Origin of the sequence: Marinobacter azerbaijanicus, from assembly GCF_030250645.1 — a bacterium.
Lineage (GTDB): Bacteria > Pseudomonadota > Gammaproteobacteria > Pseudomonadales > Oleiphilaceae > Marinobacter > Marinobacter azerbaijanicus.
The window spans coordinates 32,693-51,839 of sequence record NZ_JASSVS010000004.1; the positions used below are offsets into that span (position 1 = coordinate 32,693).

The following is a 19,147-nucleotide window of genomic DNA, read 5'->3' on the forward strand; positions in this document are numbered from 1 at the left end:
CAATTGCGCACCCGGTTGATGCTACTCCCGGTCAGTCGTCGTCATCTGCTTCAAGTTCGATTTCATCTACAAACAGAATGCCACTGGTGTTTTGCCGGTATTCCACCTCTACCAGCGGGTTTTCTCCACGATCCACCAAATCCTGCAGTTCATCACGACTGGTATCGAAATCGGTATCGGGGTCAAACCGAATGCTCACACCCAGCACATCAATTCCGTTGACATCCATACTGCGCAAGCGGCCGACCAGCTCGAACCCGTCCTCCGCAAGCTCGTCATCAACTTCGACCTTGAATGCCTCCAGGTAGACAGCGCCATTGCCATCGACCCGCTCAATGCCACTGACTTCCACTTCCTCCGGCCCGCCAAGTTGCTGGAAACTGATGCCGGGATCATTTTTACTTATCAGGGCCGTCAGCGGTGTTACCTGGACCAGGACCCCGCCAATGCGGAACGTTTGATCCGTTGAGTTGACGCTGTTGGTTGCGACACGACCCTCAACTTCGGACTCGCCTTCGCGCAGCTCGATTTCCTCAGCGTCTACCGTGCCGTCGTTGAGGAATTCACCTTCCACCTGAATCAGAAGATCCGGCACAAGGTCTGTTTCCGACAGGCCGTCATCAAACTCGGTTTCGCTGCTTACCCGAACGACCAGACCATTGATTTCAAATGTTCCGTTACCCGAGTCAAAGGCTCGGCTGACAGGGCCGGCAAATTCGATATCGTCGTCATCACCCCGCCGATAGCGACGCAGATCGTCCTGCTGGATTTCCCGGGCAGACAGCACACTGCCGCTGACATCCCCCTCTACTTCGATGAAGGGATTATTGGCAAGATCCGCCAGGGCGATGCCATCAAAGTCGGTGTTATCCGTATCACACTCAACCGTAAGATTACCGATTTCGAACGTGCACAGATCGGCATCAAAATTCCTGACTTTCCCTTCGATTTCAATGTCGTTATCCGGATCAAACTCAACAGACGCCAGGTCATCCCGAACGCGAACCAGGCTTGCCCGGAACTCTCCGTCGGGCAACCTCCAGGCACTGACCCTGACGAAGTCACCATCCGCAAGTTCGACCACGTCCTTGCCCCGGATCACTGTCTGGTTGTCGATATGAACAGTGAGCCCGTAGACGCTGAGGATGGCCGTCTTGCTTGCCAGGTCCCAGGGCTGAATTACGACCACTTCGCCTCTGAGTGTATCGTCGTATTCAACGCGGTCGGCCGTACCCTGACCATCATCCCGCCATTCACCATCAACCCGCAGGATCATGCCTTCGTCCAGTTCGCTTTCGGCGGTAATGCCGTCATCGCTCTGAACCTGGCCATTCAGGCCTTCGGTACTGAACCGCACACCATTGACAAACACACTACCAAAACCGGAAACCGGGCCTACGCTGGAGCCTGTTCCACGAATGCCGCCATCGGCGATATCAAGACTATCGCTGCCGCCGCCACCGCAGGCAGCCAGGATACCAATGGCCAGCCCGCTCAACGAAAAGCGGGTAGCTAACCGGACTGATCTGGGTTTCATGCATGCGTCTCCCTGGCCAATAACGGAGCTAACAATGGCGTACAAAAAACTGGTTGTTAGTTCCGTTCTCTTTCAATATCTGGCTGAAGTGGGTCTTCAAAGTAGAAAACGCCTACTCCGGTTCGTACTGAATCCCCCGTGACTTTGCCTGTGCCGTGGCTGGCAATGTCCCGGTCATGGGGCCCCAGCCACCTGTCCAGCTGCTCCAGCATGGTCTGGGACTGCTGCGCGGCGTATTTGCGCCAGCGAGCCATGATTTCCGGGGGAATGTTGTTGTACACCAGCGTTCTCTGGAACAGGGGCTGACTGTTGTGCTCGCTCCCCACCAGATTATGATCAATGGTCGCAATGAGATCAGATACGTCTTCGCCGAAGATCTGGAGCATTTCTTCGCTGTCACCCGCCGGCACATAGGCCCTTTGGCGCAACACCAGTTCTCCGGCATCCCCGACTGCCACAACACCTACCCGTTGCAACTCTTCCAACACCGCACGCGGCGTCATATCGCCGCTGTATCGCCTTACCAGCTCACTGAAGCTGAGTGGCCCATCAAACGGCAGGGCCACCGGCTGGCCTTCACTGTTCTGGAAAGCCGGGTCGTGCACCCAACCTGAAACCACCCGGGATGCCCGGTTTTCCTGCCTTTTGCCAGGTGCTCCCTGGTGCTCCCCTGCCAGGATTTCCCGCTGTTTCTTCACTTCCTTGCGCGTGAGCCCTGTCATCACCGCTGCGCGGGAGTCCGTGGGCTTCTTGCGCTGATCGGTAAAGTCTTCCATTGCCGCGTCCACATAGGCGCGCTTGACCAGTTCGGCAAACTCAGCGAACGGAATGCCGTTGCGGAGCAGCAGGCGCGCCATGGGGCGCAGAATGCGATACAGCGCCCGGTGCAGGGGGTTGGTGTTGAAACTTTTCATATTTGGGATTGTATTCCCATTATGATGTCAAAAGCCAGAATTCCAGGCCGGCAATACCCGGCCTGGCCAGGCGGTCCATTGATCAATCGTCATCATCATCGTCGACTTCGACATTATCGGTCAGCGCGTACTGACCGCCCGCGGTCTGGCGATACTCCACTTCGACTTCGTCGCCAACCTGCGCTCCGGAGAGACTGTATCCATTCAGCAGGATCTCGAGGTTCATGAGGGTGATGGAACTTTCGCCAACGGCGTTCAACCTCGCGTCAAGTTCGTAATCATCATCGTCGTCATCATCTTCACGCTCAATGCTGTACGCCTCGAGGTAGCCTTCGCCGGTACTGCGCTGGCGGCCTTCAATTTCCAAGTAATCACCAACTCTCAGGCTTTCCATATCCTGGACGCGGCTTTGACGATCGTCGTCATCATCATCGTCGTCTTCAATCAGAGTATTGGCCGTGAGCTGCACCAGCACACCGCTTACGACCAGGGATTCATTACTCAGATCAATGGATTCGATACGGCCGTCGAGCTCGGCATCCGAGTCGCGGCCCTCGATTTCATCAGCCACCAGCACACCGTTACGGAAGTCACCTTCGACTTTCACAAACAGGCCATCTGCCAGGTTACTTTCGCGGATATCATCAAATTCGGTGCCGCCATCGATCTGCACCGATACGCCGTTGAGGGAGAATCGACGGTTCCCGGCGTCATAGTTGTAGACAGTGCCGGAGATTTCGACATCATCATCGTCATCGAACCAGTCGTCCTCGTCGTCGATTTCTTCGGCAATGATGATGCCACCGCTGAGGAGGCCTTCCACTTCCACTACGAGACCATTGGCCAGATTATCCAGGGAGAAGTCGTCATCTCCCTCAGCGCTTGTGTAGTCAATCTGGAAGCCATTTATGGTGAAGGTTTCCGCACTTTTGTCCAGGTTGGCAACGACGCCTTCAATTTCGACTTCGTTGCTGTCATCAAACTCCAGCCCGATGGCGCGGGCGCCTACATAACTGGCGCGGAAGCTGCCATCTTCCAGGCGCCAGGCACTGACGCGTACCCGATACCCTTGAGGGTTGCCGGCAATTTCGGTCGGCGTGGCGCCGCGAAATACAGTCCGGCCGTCCAGCTCGAGGCTCTGGCCAAGCATGGTGAGAGTTCCAGTACGCGCGACGTCATCCCAGCTCATGGCGGAGACGGGGCCCCGGAGTGTGTCGTCATAGCTGACCAGATCTGCACGGCCCTCGCCGCGGTCGTCCCAGTCACCCTCAACCCGGAGAATCATGCCTTTTTCAAGTTGCTCCTCCCGCTCGACACCATCATCGCTGTCAACACTGCCGTTGGTTTCAAAACGGGTACCGTTTACATACACACTGCCAAATCCAGTGACTGCACCGACGCTGGCGCCGGAGGAGGTAGTGTCACTGGCGGACGAGCCCGAACCACCGCCGCCACACGCCACCAGAGAGCCTGCCAGTGCTCCGGTTATGGCGAGCCTGATTGCTGTTACCAAAGGATTGCGCTTCATCGTTTTTCTCCGTCCCTTTCATTCCATAATGCCAGCCACGTACTCCACCAGGCTGGCACCCCTTTTCTAATTGGGATTATTTTCCCAATATCTTATTTGGGAATATTATCCCAAAAAATAACATTGTCCAGTTTCTGATCATGAATATTTTGTGAACTTTCCTGTCTGACAGGCGTAAGCTACTGAACACATGAATGAAAACAGGTGAAACAATGCTGGGATTTCTGAAGGGCAATCCGAAGAAAAAGCTACAGAAAGAGTACGAGGCCAAGCTGCAAAAAGCGCTGCATGCCCAGCGCAACGGCGACCTGCGCACCCATGGCACACTGATGGAAGAAGCGGAAAAGATTTACGCGGAACTGCAGAAGATGGATAAGGAGTAGAACTCCGGGTTTGGCGGGAGGTCCGGCTGGTAACCTCTGTCCAAAACCGTGGAGCGCCAGGGATGGCGCGACCGAGCCCTACAGGGACGTATTTACGGGCGTGTTTTGGGCAGGGGTTACCAGCCGGACCGGGACTAGGAGTCTCCCAGAAACTGCCTGAGCTGCCGGTTAAGGCGATCGACTTCACGGCGCATTTCCTGGACCTCGTCGAGAAGTTCCAGGGACATGGCCAACCCGGGCAGGTTCATTTTCAGGTCCCGCTGCAAACGCTGGGCCTTGCGTAGACGAGCCAGGGCGTCGAGATCAAACTGCCATTGCCGTGCCTCTGGCGAGTCCTCCACTGGAGTGATCACACCGTAGTTCACCAGTTTAATGACGAACTCGGCATGACAATCCCCGCGTTCACAGATCTCCCGCAGGGTGAATGTAGCGGTGGGCTCCACCAGTTCGACGCTCAGAATCCGATCTTTGTCAGTCATCCTTCACCCCGCTCACACATGCAGTTTGCTGCGTGGATTAAACCCTTTTTCTGCCTCGGCCAGCTGTTTGTACAGCTCCTCGGCTTCTTCAGAGTGCCGTTCGGGCATCACGACCTGCAACACTACGATCTGGTCCCCCGGATGTTTTCCGGGCAGCCCTTTACCTTTGAGCCGCAGCTTGCGACCGCTGGAAGAGCCCTTGGGCACTTTCACGTTCACCTTCGACCCTACGGTGGGAACCGTGACCGAGGCACCAAGGGCAGCTTCCCAGGGGGCTACAGGCACTGTTACCAGTATATCCTTGCCTTCCACCGTGAACAGGGGGTGCGGCGCGTATTCCACTTCGATAAACAGATCGCCGTTTTCCGCACCCCCGATACCTGGCGCGCCCTGGCCCTTCAGGCGGATGTGCTGTCCTTCTTTCATGCCGGCGGGTATTTTCACGTTCAGGGTTTTCTTGCGCTGCACGATGTGACCGTTGGCGTCAGGCTCCTGAACATTGAATGACACCTGCTTCTCACAGCCGTGGAAGGCCTCTTCCAGGAACAGTGCCAGACGAGCATGCACATCTTCACCCCGCATGCGCATGGAGTGCCGCTGACCGCCAAAGCCTGCCCCAAAACCGCCACCTGCGCGACGGCCACCACCGAAGATTTCCTCAAAGAAGTCACTGAACTGCGAAGCATCGGCGTCGGTAAAACCTCCACCACCAAAGCCGGACGCACTCTCCCAGCCGGGAGGACGCTCGAACGAACCGTCCCGCCGCGCGCCATATTTTTTCAGCTCGTCGTATTCGGCTCTCTTTTCGGGGTCTTTCAGTACTTCGTAGGCCTCACTGACGTCCTTGAACTTGTCGGAAGCGTTGTCTTCCTTGCTGACGTCCGGATGGTATTTCCGAGCCAGTTTCCGATAGGCCTTTTTGATTTCCTCGGGAGAGGCAGACTCGCTCACACCAAGTACGGCGTAATAGTCTTTGAAGTCCATTCTTTTCCTCACACCTGTTTAGAGTACTGGGCATTGTTTACCCGGTTATTACCTCTATATTTGATGGGAAAGTGGAAATTACAAGGTGGTAGCGTATCAGAATTGATGCGTATCAGCTTTTGGCCCTGGTGTGGGATTTGATCTCAGCACTTGGCCTATCCTAGGCTGTATGTGATAAGGGGATATCCCATACCGTTCACTTTCGTCTTCACGGCAGGAGGACGCCCTCCATTATGCAAGAAGCAAAGCAGGAGCGAAGAGCCGGCTGGAAACGATCTCCCATTGTGGGGATGCTGGCCAGCATCGCTTTTGTCGGTGTTATTCTTGCCATCCTTTATTCTATGGGCATCCACGAACGGGTCGTGGACATGCTCCAGTGGTTTGAAGCCCAGGGAACCTGGGCGGCACTGTTATTTATACTGCTGATGACCGTAACGGTGGTGGTCTTGCTGCCAGGCTTTCTGTTCACCACCGGTGCAGGCTTTGTATTCGGGGTGCTGGAAGGCACCATCTACGTGGTCACCGGAACAGTGCTGGGTGCGTCCCTGGCTTTCCTGATCGCCCGGTATCTTTTTGGCGAACGGGCAAAAGAATTCGTCATGGCCAGATCGCGCCTGCGACTTATGAGTGACGAGCTGACGCCCCATGGCTGGAAAATCGTGCTACTGACCCGGCTGATTCCGTTTTTCCCCAGCAAGCTTTCAAACTATTTTTTCGGCCTGACCCGGTTTTCGTTCCGCGGTTTTGTTGGGGGCTCCGCCATTGGCTTTACCCCCTTCTCTCTTCACAACGTGTATCTGGGGTCTATCGCAGCCGACCTGACTGTACTGGGCGTGCGGGAGACAGGCCGCTCTCCTCTTGAGTGGGCCATTTACGGCATTGGGTTTGCCGGCACCGTGGCCGCTGTCATTTACCTCAACATCCTCGCCCGTCGTGCTCTGACCAGATACACAGAGGAAGACCACAGCCTGGAGATCAAACAGTGACCTGGATGAAATGGCTACCCTGGCGTTTTGTGGTAAAAAGCGTCGCCCGTAAGCATGGCTTTCTCGATCCCATTGCCCTGCTCGCCAAACTCCATGGTTTCGCCCAGCCCTCGGAAGTTGGCGAACCCATTGAGCTGCTGCGCGCCGGTGTGGTTTTTCACGCCCGGGGCCTGATCAACAGCCGGGTCATTCAGCACAACCTGGACTGGGTCTGGCCCTACTGGATTGAACGGCAGTTTGACCCGAAAGACCCTTCGTTCATTCCCCGGGCGTTTTCCATTACCCATATCAACCTCAGCAACCGGAACTGGACCGCTGTGGGGCACCCTGACTGCGACGAACTGCCAATCGTGGACCCGAGAGGCCTCCTGACACCGTTTTTCGACAGCTGGTCGCTGGATGGCTGGCTGCTGGCCGAAGATGGCCGCTGCCTACTGCCCTCGCGGACGAAGGATTCCCTCCAGTGGCAGGAACTCGGGGATGTGATCAGTGTGGATACAGAATCATCCATGGATGGGCTGGAGCTGAGTAGCCGCTCCTGGGTGGAGCTGGAAGACGGGGTGCCGGTCTGCAAATTCCGGGTGCGGGCAAAGTCGGAGGTGGCAGGCTCACTGGTACTGGCCCTGCGGCCTTCCAACCCCGAGGGGGTCAGCTTCATCAACAGCGTCAGACTCTCCGACGAACGGGATGCCTGGACAGTGGATGGCAATCGTTCAGTGACCTTCAGCGCCCCCGCCGAGCGGCATCATGTTTCGGACTACCGGAACGGCGATGTGCACATTCATCTGACTGATCGCGAGGATCAGAAAGACGGTGTCTGTGACGTAGGCATGGTAACGGCGGCCGCGCTGTTTTCCGTCGAGGCCGGAAAGACCCGGGAAATCACCGCCAGCATTCCACTCAGCCAGAGCCCCGCGCGCCTGCCGGAGGCCGATGCCTGGAAGACGGAGCGGGAAGGTCTTGCCCGCCTGGTGTGTCCGGAACCCCGGTACCAGTTTCTCTACGATGCCGCAGTCGCATCCCTGATCCTCCACTCGCCGGACGATGTCTATCCCGGCCCCTTCACCTACAAGAGGTTCTGGTTCCGCGATGCGGCTTTCATCATCAATGCATTACTGAGCATCGGGATGACAGCCCGGGCCGGAAGAGCGCTGTCACGCTTTCCCCAGCGTCAGACCAAAGGCGGTTATTTCCGTTCCCAGGAAGGCGAGTGGGACGCCAATGGTGAAGTGCTGTGGATACTCAAACGTTTTTATGACCTCACCGGACGCCGCCCGGAAAAACACTGGCATAATCCCATAGCCCGTGGCGCACGGTGGATCACTGACAAACGCCTGCGCAAGGAAACCGAAACGCCCCACGCCGGGCTGCTGCCAGCAGGTTTCAGCGCTGAACATCTGGGCCCCAATGACTACTATTACTGGGATGACTTCTGGGGAATCTCTGGCCTCCATGCCGCCGCGGACATGCTGGCAGAAGACAACCCGAAAGACAGCCAGGCTTTCCGGCAAGATGCCGTCGATTTCACCAGGGCCGTCGACCGCAGCCTTGAAGGCTGCCAGCAGCGCCTGAAACGGCCGGGTATGCCGGCGTCCCCCTACCGTCGCCTGGATGCAGGCGCCATCGGCTCCCTGGCCGTGGGTTACCCGACCCAGCTCTGCGCGCCTGACGACCCGCGCCTGCTGGACTGCGTCGAGTTCCTGCTGGACCGGTGCTTTGTCGACGGGGCTTTTTACCAGGATATGATCCACTCCGGCCTGAACGCCTACCTCACCCTGCATGTGGCCCAGGTGCTGCTGCGCGCCGGGGACCCCCGCTATCTGCAGCTGATGGATTCGGTGGCCGAACTGGCCTCACCCACAGGCCAGTGGCCCGAGGCCATCCACCCCGGAACCCTTGGCGGGTGCATGGGAGATGGGCACCACGTGTGGGCATCGGCTGAATGGGTGCTAATGGTGCGTAACTGCTTTGTGCGGGAGGAAGGTGAACGCCTGGTGCTCTGCGGCGGCATACCCGAGCGCTGGCTGGAACAGGACGAGACCATCAGCTTTGGACCAGCGCCGACAGCCTTTGGCACAGTCTTCGTTAGCATAAAGCCCGACTCCGAGGGGGCTCCAACAGTAGCGTGGACTGCCGACTGGCACTCGGAAGAGCCGCCCATTGATGTGAAGCTGCCAGGATACGAGGCAGTAGTGGCGAGCCCGGGTACGGGCTCGGCCACACTGGAAAGAGTCTGACTAAAAGGTTTACCTGACCTTGGGGTCCAGCTCTCCGGAAGCGTACCGCTCAAACATGCGCTCGAGGTTGACCGGCTTGATCTTGCTGGCGTTGCCAGCGGTTCCGAAGGCTTCGTAGCGGGCAACGCAGACTTCCGTCATTGCCTTCATAGTCTCTTTCAGGAACTTGCGCGGGTCGAATTCGGCCGGGTTCTGCGCCAGGAATCGACGGGTTGCACCAGTGCTGGCCAGGCGCAGGTCGGTGTCGATGTTGACCTTGCGAACACCATGCTTGATGCCTTCCACAATTTCCTCAACCGGCACACCGTAGGTCTCGGGAATTGCACCACCGTATTCGTTGATGATCTTCAGCCACTCCTGGGGAACGGAGCTGGAGCCGTGCATGACCAGATGGGTATCCGGGATACGGGCGTGAATGGCCTTGATCTGGTCGATGGCCAGGATGTCACCGGTTGGCGGACGGGTGAACTTGTAGGCACCGTGGCTGGTACCGATGGCGATGGCCAGGGCATCCACATGGGTTTTCTTGACGAAATCCGCCGCTTCTTCCGGGTCGGTCAGCATCTGGCTGTGATCCAGCGTGCCTTCCGCGCCAATACCGTCCTCTTCACCGGCCTGGCCGGTTTCCAGGGAGCCCAGGCAACCTAGCTCGCCTTCCACGGAAACACCACAGGCATGGGCCATTTCCACGGTGCGGCGGGTGACATCGACGTTGTACTCGTAGTCCGTCGGAGTCTTACCGTCTTCACCCAACGAGCCATCCATCATCACCGAGCTGAACCCCAGCTGAATGGAACGCTGACACACGGACGGGCTGGTGCCATGGTCCTGGTGCATAACTACAGGAATGTGCGGAAACTCCTCAATGGCCGCCAGAATGAGGTGACGCAGGAACGGCGCACCGGCGTATTTGCGGGCGCCGGCAGAGGCCTGAACAATCACCGGAGAGTCGGTCTTATCAGCCGCCTCCATGATTGCGCGCATCTGCTCAAGGTTGTTCACGTTGTAAGCCGGCACACCGTAACCATGCTCCGCGGCGTGGTCCAGCAGTTGCCGCATCGAAATCAGGGCCATGGGGGTTGTCTCCTCGATTAATTAAATGTCTCTGGCAGACTTTTTGGTTTGGAGTCTGCTGCGGAGGGCCGAGAAGCTCTTCCGGGACACGCCGTGAATACGTCCCTGTAGGCTCGTAAAAAACATCCCTGTTTTTTACGGTCCCGGAAGAGCTTCTCGGCCCTCCTTGCGATTCAAAACTTGTGCTATTCGCCGCGCTCTTCTAAAACGGCAACTGCAGGTAGCGTTTTGCCTTCCACGAACTCCAGGAAAGCCCCGCCACCGGTGGAAATGTACGAGATTTTGTCACTCACACCGTACTTGTCAACGGCCGCGACAGTATCACCACCGCCAGCCAGGGAGAAAGCGTCGCTTTCGGCGATGGCTTTCGCCAGAGACTCGGTGCCGTTGCCGAACTGGTCGAACTCGAAGACGCCGACCGGGCCATTCCACAGGATGGTTTTGGAAGACTTCAGCAAGCCGGCGAATTTGGAGGCGGTTTCCGGGCCGACATCCAGGATCATGTCGTCTTCAGTGACCTCATCGATTTTCTTGATGGTCGCTTTTGCTGTTTCGGCAAACTCGCTGGCAACCACTACGTCCACCGGCAGCGGGATTTCAACGCGTGAGGCGATTTCCCGGGCGGTGTCGATAAGGTCGTGCTCGCACAGGGACTTGCCCACCGGGTGGCCGGCCGCCGCCAGGAATGTGTTGGCGATGCCGCCACCGACAATGATGGAGTCGCAGACTTTTTCCAGGGCGTTGAGTACGTCCAGCTTGGTGGAAACCTTGGAGCCACCAACAATGGCCACTACCGGCTTGGCGGGGTTATCCAGGGCCTTGCCGAGCGCTTCCAGTTCCGCCGCCAGCAAGGGGCCTGCACAGGCTTCTGGAGCGAAGCGGGCAACACCATGGGTAGAAGCCTGGGCGCGGTGGGCGGTGCCAAATGCATCCATCACATACACGTCGCACAGTGCGGCGTACTTTTTCGAGAGTTCTTCGTCGTCTTTCTTCTCGCCCTTGTTGAAGCGAACGTTTTCAAACAGGACCACTTCGCCCTTGGCCACTTCAACGCCGTCCAGGTAGTCTGTGATCAGGCGTACTTCCTGGCCCAGCAGCTTGCCCAGGTGCTCAGCCACCGGCTTCATGGAGGAGGCTTCGTCATAAACCCCCTCTTCCGGGCGGCCCAGGTGGGACATCAGCATAACGCGGGCGCCGGCGTCTTTTGCAGCCTTGATGGTGGGCAGGGAGGCGCGGATGCGGGCGTCGCTGGATACTTCGCCATTTTTTACCGGTACGTTCAGATCTTCACGGATCAGTACCCGCTTGCCGGCGAGGTCCAGATCGGTCATTTTCTTGATGGCCATAACATTTTTCCCTTGATCAGATCTTGTGCACTTGAAGCGGGTCTGGGTGTCGGATTACGGCTTCGCCTAATCCGACCTACAACTGATTGTCGGTTGTCGCTACGCTCGAACCGACCTACGGGTGGTCGGTCGTAGGTCGGTGGTAGGTCGGATTAGGCGAAGCCGTAATCCGACAATCCGACAATCAGCCACTGCCTGTCTCTAACCAGCACTGGCTGACGTCCAGCATCCGGTTTGCGAACCCCCACTCGTTATCAAACCAGCACAGCACCTTTACCATGGTGCCGCCGGTTACACGCGTCTGGCCTCCGTCCACGATGCCGGAATGGGCGTCGTGGTTAAAATCGGAGCTGGCCAGAAGCTCGTCGGTGTAGCCCAGAATGTGCTTCAACGGGCCACGGGCGGCGTTTTTTAATAAGTTATTCACCGCCTCCACCGAGGTGTTTTCCCGAACATTCACCACCATATCGATCGCCGACACGTTCATGGTTGGCACGCGCATGGCCACTGAGCTGAATCGCCCCTCCATGTGGGGAAGCAGGCGTTCAATGCCTTTGGCAAGCCCCGTGTCCACTGGCACTATGTTGTGCAGCGCACTGCGGGTTCGGCGCAGGTCCTGGTGATGGTAGGCGTCAATAACCGGCTGGTCGTTCATCGCCGCATGGATAGTGGTGGTACTACCCTGTTCCACGCCCAGCGCATCATCCAGTATCCGGATCACCGGCACCAGGCAGTTAGTGGTGCAGGACGCTGCTGCCACGATCCGGTCCGAATCGGTCAACTGATCCTGGTTCACACCATAGACAACGGTCCGATCGACATCGGATTCCGCAGGCTGCGAAAACAGCAGGCGTTTGGCGCCAGCCTTCAGATGCAGCTCCGCTGTCCCACGATCGGTGAATGCGCCGGAACATTCCAGCACCAGGTCGACGCCCAGTTCACCCCAGGGCAACTCCGATGGATCGGCATGGCGGACCACCCGGATTCGGTCACCATTCACCAGTAACGAATCTCCCTCAACCCTCACATCACCCTGGAACCGGCCATGGGTGGAGTCGTAACGGGTCAGATGGGCAAGAGTGTCGATATCGGCCAGTTCGTTAATCGCGATCACCTGCAGGCGATCGCGAAAACCGTTCTCATAGAGCGCGCGCAGGACGCACTGGCCAATACGGCCGTACCCATTGATGGCGATGCGATACGGGGCAGCTTTGCTCATCAGGCTTCCAGCAGTTCCCCGGCCACGGCAAGCACATTGTCCACCGTGAAGCCGAACTCCTTGAACAGTTCGCCCGCCGGCGCGGACTCACCGAAGGTGCTCATGCCCACCACGCGACCGTCCAGACCAACGTACTTGTACCAGTAGTCTTCGACACCGGCCTCAATGGCAACGCGGTTGGTCACTTCCAGCGGCAGCACGTCCTGCTTGTAGGCGGCACTCTGGGCATCGAAGGTGTCGGTGGATGGCATGGAAACCACACGGACTTTGCTGCCTTTCTCTCGCAACGCTGCCGCGGCATCTTGTGCCAGACCCACTTCCGAGCCGGTGGCTATCAGGATCAGGTCCGGGGTGCCTTCACTGTCTGACAGGATGTAACCGCCTCTGGCAATGTTCGCCAGCTGCTCAGCGTTACGTTCCTGGTGTGGCAGGCCCTGGCGCGAGAACACCATGGCCGTGGGGCCGTCCGTGCGTTCCAGCGCTGCTTTCCAGGCTACCGCAGATTCCACCGCGTCCGCCGGACGCCAGGTGCTCATGTTGGGAGTGGTGCGCAGGCTGGCCATCTGCTCGACTGGCTGGTGGGTGGGACCGTCTTCACCCAGGCCGATGGAGTCGTGGGTGAACACATAGATGGAGCGCTGTTTCATCAGCGCCGCCATGCGAACCGCGTTACGGCAGTATTCCATGAAGATCAGGAAGGTGGCACCGTAAGGTACGAGGCCACCATGCAGGGCGACACCGTTCATGATCGCGGCCATGCCGAACTCGCGAACGCCGTAGTACACGTAGTTACCGCTGGCATCGTCTCTGGTCAGCGGCTTGCTGTCCTTCCAGATGGTGAGGTTGGAGCCGGCCAGGTCGGCGGAGCCACCAAGCAGTTCCGGCAGCAGCGGGCCATAGGCATTCAGGGTGTTCTGGGAGGCCTTACGGCTGGCGATGGTCTCGCCCTTGTCCTGGCATTCCTGGATGTAAGCCTGGGCCTTTTCGGAGAAATCCGCTGGCAGTTCGCCGGCCATGCGGCGCTTGAACTCGGCAGCCAGTTCGGGTTCTGCCTTTTCGTACGCGGCAAATGCCTGCTCCCACTCAGCCTGGGCAGCTGCGCCCTTTTCGCGGGCATCCCAGCCGCTGTAGATTTCTGAGGGAATTTCGAAGGCACCGTGGTTCCAGCCCAGTTTCTCACGGGTCAGGGCGACTTCATCTTCGCCCAGAGCCGCGCCGTGGCAGGCTTCAGTGCCCTGCTTGTTGGGGGAACCGAAACCGATAATGGTTTTGCAGCAGATCAGCGTGGGTTGGGCGGTATTTGCCCTTGCCGCCTCAATGGCACTGCGGACGGCTTCCGGGTTGTGGCCGTCAACCTCGGGTACAACCTGCCAGCCATAGGCTTCGAAACGCTTCGGGGTATCGTCGGTGAACCAGCCATCCACTTCGCCGTCGATGGAAATGCCGTTGTCGTCATAGAACATGACCAGCTTGCCAAGGCCCAGGGTACCAGCCAGGGAAGCCACTTCGTGGGAGATACCCTCCATCAGGCAGCCGTCACCCAGGAAGGCATAGGTGTAATGGTCAACAATGTTGTGGCCAGGGCGGTTGAACTGTGCCGCCAGTGTTTTCTCCGCCAGCGCAAAACCAACCGCGTTGGCAATCCCCTGCCCCAAGGGGCCAGTGGTGGTTTCAACGCCTGGTGTGTAGCCATACTCCGGGTGACCGGGTGTCTTGGAATGCAGCTGACGGAAGTTCTTGATGTCTTCGATGGAGACGTCATAGCCACTCAGGTGCAGCAATGAATACTGCAGCATGGAACCATGGCCGTTGGACAGCACAAAACGATCGCGGTTGGCCCACTTGGGGTTGGCCGGGTTGTGGCTGAGGAAATCATTCCAGAGGACCTCGGCGATGTCTGCCATACCCATGGGGGCGCCCGGGTGGCCGGATTTGGCTTTCTGAACCGCATCCATGCTCAGCGCGCGAATGGCGTTGGCGAGATCTGTGCGAGACGGCATTGACGTTTCTCCAGTTTTGGTCGGCAAAAAGGTGAACAGATAAAAAGAAGGCGCGTATTTTCGCCGATTAGTGACCACCGGGGCAAATCGGCGTCACTCTTTTTACATCTCTTTTCAGGCACGGATTTCAATCACAGGAATTTTGGCTGATTTTTCAAATAGATCTATCTCTATATCAATTTATTTTGATATAGATATTGAATGCCCGGCCAGACATCCTTAAACTTTCCTCCCATGACATCCATGACCACACACGCAGATGAGCTGTCCTCCGTGGACGCACTGGCACCGATCTTCAAGGCGAGCGGCGACCCTTTGCGCCTGGAGATTCTGCGGGTGCTGCGCCGGGATACCTTCGGTGTGCTGGAACTGAGCCAGCTTTTCGATATGCGCCAGTCCGGCATGAGCCACCACCTCAAAGTGATGCACAAGGCCGGGCTGCTGGAACCCCAGCGCGAAGGCAATGCCATTTTCTACCGGCGCCCCCTCAATCTGGAGAGCGACAAGCTCACCGACCAGACCATCCGGCAGGTGTTTGAAACCGTGGACCGCATTCCCCTTCCGGAACATCTGCGGGGAAAGATAGAGGCTATCCGCAACCAGCGAGCCGATCAGTCCCAGGCATTTTTTGCGCGCTACGCGGAAAAGTTCCGCGAGCAGCAGGAACTGATTGCAGCATTTGAGCTTTACGCAGAACCGGTGGCAGACCTGATCCGCAATCGCGCTACCCGACATGACTGGAAAACGGGCCTGGAAATTGGTCCCGGCGAGGGGGCATTTCTGCCGGTGCTGGCGGAAATCTGCGAGCATGTTGTAGCGCTGGACAACTCCCGCGACATGCTGGCCAAGGCCACACGCACCTGCATCGACGAAAGACTGAACAACGTCGACCTGATAGAGGGCGTAACCGACAACCTGCTGGCCCGGGGTGACGATTTCGATCTGGTGGTGGCCAATATGGTACTGCACCACGTGCCCAGCCCCGCTGACATCTTTCTGGACGCTTCGGCACTGATGAAGACCGGCGGCTGTCTGGTCATCAGCGACCTGTGCAGCCACGACCAGGACTGGGCCAAGGAAAACTGTGGCGACCTCTGGCTGGGCTTCGAACCGGAAGAGCTCACCAGCTGGGCGGCCGACGCCGGGCTGGTGGCTGGAGAGTCCCTGTTTATTGGCCTGCGCAACGGATTCCAGGTACAGGTAAGAGAGTTCTGGAAAAACCCGGAGCCTGCCTGACAGCAGAAATGAAAACTGTATCAATTTTTTTTGATATAGAATTGTGCAGACTCTGACAACTGATTTACGATACCGACATCAAAACAGCCGGCTGAAGCCAAAGATCCACCGCCGGCCCGAATTTGCAACGCTCACAGAGGAGCAACCCTATGTCTGATTACAGCGTCTTTACCTCCGAATCGGTCTCAGAAGGCCATCCCGATAAACTGGCAGACCAGATTTCCGATGCCGTGCTTGATGCCATACTGGTAGACGACCCACATGCCCGGGTTGCCTGCGAGACCATGGTAAAAACCGGCGTGGCGATCGTGGGCGGTGAAATCACCACCAGTGCCTGGGTTGACCTGGAAGATCTGGTTCGGGACGTGATCAAAGACATTGGTTACACCTCCTCGAACGTGGGTTACGACGGCGACACCTGCGGCATCATCAACATCATCGGCAAGCAGTCCGTGGACATCGCCCAAGGCGTCGACCGCAAGAAGCCGGAAGACCAGGGCGCCGGCGATCAGGGCCTGATGTTCGGCTACGCCAGCAACGAAACCGACGTACTGATGCCGGCTCCGATCACCTTCTCGCACCGCCTTGTCCAGCGCCAGGCCGAAGCACGCAAGAGCGGACTGCTGCCATGGCTTCGCCCCGACGCGAAAAGCCAGGTCACCTGCCGCTACGAAAACGGCAAGGTAAGCGGCATCGACGCCGTGGTCCTGTCCACCCAGCACGACGAAGACGTGTCCCAGGCCGACCTGAAAGAAGCGGTGATGGAACTGATCGTCAAGCACGCACTGCCGGCGGAACTGCTGCATAAAGACACCCAGTTCCACATCAACCCCACCGGCAAGTTCGTGATCGGTGGCCCGGTTGGCGACTGCGGCCTGACCGGCCGCAAGATTATCGTGGACACCTACGGCGGCATGGCCCGTCACGGCGGCGGTGCTTTCTCCGGAAAAGACCCGTCCAAGGTGGACCGTTCCGCAGCCTATGCGGGCCGTTACGTGGCCAAGAACATTGTTGCCGCTGGCCTGGCGGAGAAGTGTGAGATTCAGGTGTCCTACGCCATCGGCGTGGCGCAGCCTACTTCGATCTCAGTGAATACCTTTGGCACCGGCAAGATCAGCGACGACAAGATTATCGAACTGATCCGCGGAAACTTTGACCTGCGCCCGTATGCGATCACCAACATGCTGGACCTGCTGCACCCGATGTACCGTGCAACAGCGGCCTACGGCCATTTCGGTCGCGAGCCGGTTGAGATGACGGTTGGCGGCAAGACGTTTACCTCGTTCCCTTGGGAGAAGACGGATCGGGCGGACCTTCTTAAGGATGCCGCCGGGGTTTGATTTCCGGCCTGATCCTGGGCTTGGGTTTGGACTTGGGTTAGCCCGTCACTGTGGGTGGGGGCGGCGCTGAGGGACCCCCTTCATGGACACGCTACAAGCACGTCCGTGTGCGCTTGGGGTCGGCCATCCATGGCCTCCCACAGTCCATGAAAGGGGTCCCTCACCACCGCTTCGCATTTTGGTGAGGGCTTCTCAAGGCAAGTTGATTGGAAATCTGGCGTTTCCAGCACGATTTAGACGGAGACATTTTAGAGGCCAGATTAGCAGTGTTGATCGTACAAAGACGGCGATCACCAAAATTTGAACGAGGCGGTGGGGGGATTCTCTCCCCGGAATGTGGGAGGCCAAGGATGGCCGACCTCAAGCGCACATGGATGTGCTCGTAGCGTTTCCGGGGAGAGAATCCCCCCACCGCCGATACACCAAGATTGAGAGGCCACGGGAAAAACCTCCGAGGCCAACGGTTAACAAAGGAGAACACCATGAGCACTCCAGCAGAAAAATTGAATCAATTCGACGACTACAAAGTTCGCGATATTTCACTGGCGGCCTGGGGCCGTAAGGAAATCAACATCGCCGAAGGCGAAATGCCCGCCCTGATGAAGCTCCGCGAAAAGTACAAAGCCGAGCAGCCGCTAAAAGGCGCCAACATCATGGGCTGCATTCACATGACCATCCAGACTGCGGTGCTGATTGAAACACTGATCGAGCTCGGCGCCAACGTACGCTGGTCCTCGTGCAACATCTTCTCCACCCAGGACCAGGCCGCAGCGGCCATGGCTGAGCGTGGCGTGCCGGTATTTGCCTGGAAAGGCGAAACCGACGAGGAATACGACTGGTGCCTCGAGCGTACCGTCGGAGCCGACGTGGAAGGCTGGGAACCCAACATGATTCTGGACGACGGTGGCGACCTGACAGCGCTGCTGCACGAGAAGTACCCGGAAGTCCTGGCCAAATGCCACGGCGTGACCGAAGAAACCACCACCGGTGTACACCGCCTGCAGGAAATGATGCGTGACGGCAAGCTGAAGGTGCCGGCCATCAACGTCAACGACGCGGTGACCAAGTCCAAGAACGACAACAAGTATGGCTGTCGCCACAGCCTGAACGATGCCATCAAGCGCGCCACCGACCACCTGCTTGCCGGCAAGAAGGCGCTGGTGATTGGTTACGGCGATGTGGGTAAGGGCTCTGCTGCTTCCCTGCGCCAGGAAGGCATGATCGTGAAGATCACCGAAGCCGACCCGATCTGTGCCATGCAGGCCTGCATGGACGGCTTCGAAGTGGTGTCTCCGTACCTTGATGGCGTCAACACTGGCACCGAAGCCGGCATCGACAAGGCGCTGCTGCAGAATACCGACCTGCTGGTGACCTCCACAGGCAACATGAACGTGTGTGACGCCAACATGCTCAAGGCCCTGAAGCCCGGCGCCGTGGTGTGCAACATCGGCCACTTCGACAACGAGATCGATACCGCCTACATGCGCAAGAACTGGGAGTGGGACGAGGTCAAGCCGCAGGTGCATGTGGTGTATCGCGACAAGGCCACCAACGACCACCTGATCCTGCTGTCCGAAGGCCGCCTGGTGAACCTGGGTAATGCCACAGGCCACCCGTCACGGATCATGGACGGTTCTTTCGCCAACCAGGTGCTGGCGCAGATGTATCTGTTCGAGCGCAAGTTTGCCGACCTTCCGGAAGACGCCCGCGAGAAGGGCATCTATGTCCAGGTTCTGCCCAAGCATCTGGACGAGGAAGTGGCCCGCGCCATGGTGGAAGGTTTTGGTGGCGTGATCACCAGGATGACACCGGAGCAGGCAAGTTACATTGGTGTACCGGTCGAAGGCCCGTACAAGCCGGAAAGTTACAAGTACTGATCAGGTA

At 58.1% G+C, this 19,147-nt stretch carries 15 protein-coding genes; 6 read left to right on the plus strand and 9 right to left on the minus strand.

Annotated elements, in window-relative coordinates:
• Positions 1–31: 31 nt before the first annotated feature.
• The 3 genes from QPM17_RS09325 to QPM17_RS09335 form a co-directional block, all read right to left on the minus strand.
• The gene (locus tag QPM17_RS09325) at positions 32–1,537 is read right to left on the minus strand and encodes a DUF5666 domain-containing protein (RefSeq protein ID WP_285390401.1); all 1,506 of its coding nucleotides are present in this window, start codon (positions 1,535–1,537) and stop codon (positions 32–34) included.
• A 56-nt stretch (positions 1,538–1,593) separates the two neighbouring features.
• A complete protein-coding gene (locus tag QPM17_RS09330) occupies positions 1,594–2,451 on the minus strand; it encodes a DUF6502 family protein (protein WP_285390402.1) in 858 nt (285 codons plus the stop codon).
• Between the two features lie 82 nt (positions 2,452–2,533).
• Positions 2,534–3,979, minus strand: a complete 1,446-nt coding sequence (locus tag QPM17_RS09335) for a DUF5666 domain-containing protein (RefSeq protein WP_285390403.1) — start codon at positions 3,977–3,979, stop codon at positions 2,534–2,536.
• Between the two features lie 212 nt (positions 3,980–4,191).
• Here QPM17_RS09335 and QPM17_RS09340 point away from each other — a divergent pair, with 212 nt between their 5' ends.
• The gene (locus tag QPM17_RS09340; protein ID WP_285390404.1) at positions 4,192–4,362 is read left to right on the plus strand and encodes a DUF6435 family protein; all 171 of its coding nucleotides are present in this window, start codon (positions 4,192–4,194) and stop codon (positions 4,360–4,362) included.
• Between the two features lie 134 nt (positions 4,363–4,496).
• Here QPM17_RS09340 and QPM17_RS09345 read toward each other — a convergent pair whose 3' ends face one another.
• Positions 4,497–4,841: a chaperone modulator CbpM gene (locus QPM17_RS09345; RefSeq protein ID WP_285390405.1), complete on the minus strand. Its 345-nt coding sequence runs from the start codon at positions 4,839–4,841 to the stop codon at positions 4,497–4,499.
• 12 nt (positions 4,842–4,853) lie between these two features.
• Entirely contained in the window at positions 4,854–5,825 is a 972-nt protein-coding gene (locus tag QPM17_RS09350; RefSeq protein WP_285390406.1) for a DnaJ C-terminal domain-containing protein, read from the minus strand.
• Positions 5,826–6,058: 233 nt separating this feature from the next.
• Here QPM17_RS09350 and QPM17_RS09355 point away from each other — a divergent pair, with 233 nt between their 5' ends.
• Both QPM17_RS09355 and QPM17_RS09360 read left to right on the plus strand, forming a co-directional pair.
• Positions 6,059–6,811 (plus strand): TVP38/TMEM64 family protein, encoded by a 753-nt coding sequence (locus QPM17_RS09355; RefSeq protein WP_285390407.1) that lies wholly within the window; start codon positions 6,059–6,061, stop codon positions 6,809–6,811.
• Between the two features lie 5 nt (positions 6,812–6,816).
• Positions 6,817–9,048 carry a hypothetical protein gene (locus QPM17_RS09360; protein WP_285390753.1) on the plus strand — a complete coding sequence of 744 codons (2,232 nt, stop codon included), beginning with the start codon at positions 6,817–6,819 and terminating at the stop codon, positions 9,046–9,048.
• Between the two features lie 9 nt (positions 9,049–9,057).
• Here QPM17_RS09360 and fba read toward each other — a convergent pair whose 3' ends face one another.
• The 4 genes from fba to tkt all read right to left on the minus strand — a co-directional run bounded on the left by fba (position 9,058) and on the right by tkt (position 14,687).
• Complete coding sequence (gene fba / locus QPM17_RS09365) at positions 9,058–10,122, minus strand: class II fructose-bisphosphate aldolase (RefSeq protein ID WP_285390408.1); 1,065 nt, start codon at positions 10,120–10,122, stop codon at positions 9,058–9,060.
• Positions 10,123–10,307: 185 nt separating this feature from the next.
• Positions 10,308–11,468 (minus strand): phosphoglycerate kinase, encoded by a 1,161-nt coding sequence (locus QPM17_RS09370; RefSeq protein ID WP_285390409.1) that lies wholly within the window; start codon positions 11,466–11,468, stop codon positions 10,308–10,310.
• Between the two features lie 184 nt (positions 11,469–11,652).
• Positions 11,653–12,687 carry a type I glyceraldehyde-3-phosphate dehydrogenase gene (gene gap, locus QPM17_RS09375; RefSeq protein WP_285390410.1) on the minus strand — a complete coding sequence of 345 codons (1,035 nt, stop codon included), beginning with the start codon at positions 12,685–12,687 and terminating at the stop codon, positions 11,653–11,655.
• Positions 12,687–14,687 (minus strand): transketolase, encoded by a 2,001-nt coding sequence (gene tkt, locus QPM17_RS09380; protein WP_285390411.1) that lies wholly within the window; start codon positions 14,685–14,687, stop codon positions 12,687–12,689. Before tkt ends, gap begins: the two co-directional genes overlap by 1 nt.
• Before the next feature lie 234 nt (positions 14,688–14,921).
• Between tkt and QPM17_RS09385 the strand changes: the two genes are divergently transcribed.
• The 3 genes from QPM17_RS09385 (at position 14,922) to ahcY (ending at position 19,140) form a co-directional block, all read left to right on the plus strand.
• Positions 14,922–15,923, plus strand: a complete 1,002-nt coding sequence (locus QPM17_RS09385) for a metalloregulator ArsR/SmtB family transcription factor (RefSeq protein ID WP_285390412.1) — start codon at positions 14,922–14,924, stop codon at positions 15,921–15,923.
• 149 nt (positions 15,924–16,072) lie between these two features.
• Positions 16,073–17,263, plus strand: coding sequence for a methionine adenosyltransferase (gene metK, locus QPM17_RS09390; protein ID WP_285390413.1), 1,191 nt, complete (start codon positions 16,073–16,075; stop codon positions 17,261–17,263).
• 482 nt (positions 17,264–17,745) lie between these two features.
• Complete coding sequence (gene ahcY / locus QPM17_RS09395; protein WP_285390414.1) at positions 17,746–19,140, plus strand: adenosylhomocysteinase; 1,395 nt, start codon at positions 17,746–17,748, stop codon at positions 19,138–19,140.
• The last annotated feature ends 7 nt before the right edge of the window (positions 19,141–19,147 follow it).